Below are 2,521 nucleotides of genomic sequence, written 5' to 3' on the forward strand. Positions count from 1 at the left end.
TATAATCTAAGACTTTAAGCCGAAATCTATTGCCCTATCTTAGCTGAAACAAACCAGTAGGGTGCGTTAGGCGGCTATCAATTTAGTCAAAAAACTAAAATTAATAATTCGCCGTAACGCACCCTACAAGATCGGCGTGCTGCTACGCAGTGCCTTCGGCATCGCACTCAACCAACCAAGTGACGGCGTTCCGGTGCAGCGACTTGTTATACGGCTGTTTTTGTGCAATGTGATCTAAAATAAGGGCATCTTACGACTAGGTGACAACAATGTATAAAATTTCTGTTAACCCTCAAATTCATTTTGGGAAGCCCTGCATAGAAGGGACGCGCATCACTGTGCAGAGTGTTCTTGAGTTGCTAAATGAGGGACTCTCTTTCAGTATAATTATTCAGGATTATTACCCTGATTTACAAATTGAAGACATTCGTGTTGTCTGCAATATGCTATCGCTTTAGTAGCGGCTGAAGACATTAAACTTGTGTCGGCTTAATAATGAAATTTCTTCTCGATCAAGACGTTTACGCAATCACTGCGAGATTTCTAATTGATGCTGGACATGATGTGGTTCTTGTTACTCAGCACCGACCAACCTGATACGGTCGGTGTGCAACGGGATTGTTAGACCGTACCTCACAGATCGCTTATGATCAATTTATTCTCGCATATCTAGAAGTTTAAGCCATGTCACTCACTGAGTTAATTCTTCTGGTCAACAATCTGAGCCAGACAGACAAATTATCACTCTTCAAACTCCTAGCTGCACAAATCCCGGATGCTGAACTACAGGTTATCTTTTCCGCATCAGAGTATCCGATTTGGTCGCCCTACGATGCCACGGAAGCCGCCAATATTCTGATGCATCTGATTCAGGATGACGGAGAGGCATCTACCCATGCCTAGTACAGTCGAATTTCCCCTTTCCGACGATGAAGCATTACCCACGATTCCCATCACTCTGAGTCATGCAGGCCTTTCTGTTTCTGCGAATGCCCTGCTGGATACCGGATCTACGGTCAATCTATTACCTTACGACATCGGGCCGCAATTGGGTGCAATTTGGGAGGAACAAACTGTCCGCTTGCCATTGGCCGGAAATCTTGCAAGGGTTGAAGCACGAGGGTTATTTGTGTATGTTCAAATTGGGAATTTGGAACCTGTTCGTCTAGCCTTTGCTTGGGCAAAAACTTCTCAGATACCCTTAATTCTTGGGCAAACGAACTTTTTTCGAGAATTTGATGTCTGTTTTCAACGATCGCGATGCACGATCGAAATTATCCGCTTCTAATAAGGGTCGATGTGTTTTGGGTGGGATCGCGCTTTTGGTTAGTGTTGATAGAGAAAAGCAATGCTGGGTTTCCTGCCGTCAACCCAGCCTTGTGTTATGCCCGATCGCTTTGGCAATCACTTAATCTTGGCGATCAAATATGATGTAGCCTGTGTTAGCGTTAGCGTAACCCACGGATTTTGAACATTAGATAAGGTGCGTTCACTTCATTAACACACCCTACAAGATCGGCGTGCTGCTACGCAGTGCCTTCGGCATCGCACTCTGTTATGAGTTGATTGATGTTGGGTTTCCTTGGGTCAATCCAACCTACGGGCGAGGCGATCTGCTACGCAGTGCCTTTGGCATCGCACTCATAATAGTTTACGAAATTCTGCGACTGTCAAACCAGCATCTTGAACAATTCCACCCATTGTAAATGCCTTAATTGGATTGTGCCTTGGAAGAGCAACTTGACGCACCCCATCACTCATGATGATATGTTTGCCTTGGCGAATGATCCGAAAGCCTACCTTCTCCAAGGCTCGTACTGCATCTAGGTGATTTACGCCAGGAATTCTAGGCATAGTTACACCTGCATTTCAATTTCACGAATTTCCCCATCTTGCAAGCGTTCTTCTAAGGCTGCAAGATACTCACGAATTGCATCTTGGATATTGGTTAATGCCTCTTCCTCAGTATCTCCCTCGGACCAACAACCGGGGAGCGCAGGAACGCCAACAGTAATTCCTTCTTCAGAACGATAAAGGACAATTTTGTATTTCATCATAAGTTCCTTCTAGATAGCACTCCATTTTAGCTTGATAGAATTATGGATGTGGGATCAAATTGTAGCAACAGCGGAACCTCACAGCAAACTTGATATGGTTGGGTTTCCTTGCGTCAACCGTTCGGCAAAAGCTCACGGCCGAAGTTCAACCTACAGGCTACTCTAGGCTATTTATTCCCCTAGAAACGAATCGCACCGTTACATTTCATTAACCCACCCTACCAGATCAGCGTGCTGCTACGCAGTGCCTTCGGCATCGCACTCTGTTATGAGTTGATTGATGTTGGGTTTCCTTGCGTCAACCCAACCTACGGGCGAGGCTGAAACCCACATTCCGCACCCTCAACTGTCACATAAGCTGTCCCCCTCCAGAGACTTGAGTAAAAATACTTATCTGGTGAAGGTTTTCTCGGTGGCCGCTAGGGGGAGCTTGAGACCCCTAATTATGAAAAAATAGGAATTGT

Annotated in this window: 5 protein-coding genes; 3 read left to right on the top strand and 2 right to left on the bottom strand. The window is 45.4% G+C overall.

From position 1 onward, the window contains the following. Positions 1-269 precede the first annotated feature (269 nt). From O9295_RS22030 to O9295_RS22040, 3 genes are all read left to right on the top strand, one after another. Positions 270-458: a DUF433 domain-containing protein gene (locus tag O9295_RS22030; protein WP_288035378.1), complete on the top strand. Its 189-nt coding sequence runs from the start codon at positions 270-272 to the stop codon at positions 456-458. Positions 459-684: 226 nt separating this feature from the next. Then, entirely contained in the window at positions 685-903 is a 219-nt protein-coding gene (locus O9295_RS22035; RefSeq protein ID WP_288035379.1) for a hypothetical protein, read from the top strand. Beyond that, a complete protein-coding gene (locus O9295_RS22040; RefSeq protein ID WP_002753443.1) occupies positions 896-1,288 on the top strand; it encodes a pepsin/retropepsin-like aspartic protease family protein in 393 nt (130 codons plus the stop codon). The genes O9295_RS22035 and O9295_RS22040 overlap by 8 nt, the downstream gene beginning before the upstream one ends. 353 nt (positions 1,289-1,641) lie before the next feature. On the opposite strand, the gene O9295_RS22045 is transcribed toward O9295_RS22040, so the two are convergent. Then, complete coding sequence (locus O9295_RS22045) at positions 1,642-1,854, bottom strand: type II toxin-antitoxin system HicA family toxin (RefSeq protein ID WP_002763902.1); 213 nt, start codon at positions 1,852-1,854, stop codon at positions 1,642-1,644. A 2-nt stretch (positions 1,855-1,856) separates the two neighbouring features. Continuing rightward, the gene (locus O9295_RS22050) at positions 1,857-2,054 is read right to left on the bottom strand and encodes a type II toxin-antitoxin system HicB family antitoxin (RefSeq protein WP_002738180.1); all 198 of its coding nucleotides are present in this window, start codon (positions 2,052-2,054) and stop codon (positions 1,857-1,859) included. Between the last annotated feature and the right edge of the window lie 467 nt (positions 2,055-2,521).

Source organism: Microcystis sp. LE18-22.4A (assembly GCF_027531105.1).
GTDB lineage: Bacteria > Cyanobacteriota > Cyanobacteriia > Cyanobacteriales > Microcystaceae > Microcystis > Microcystis aeruginosa.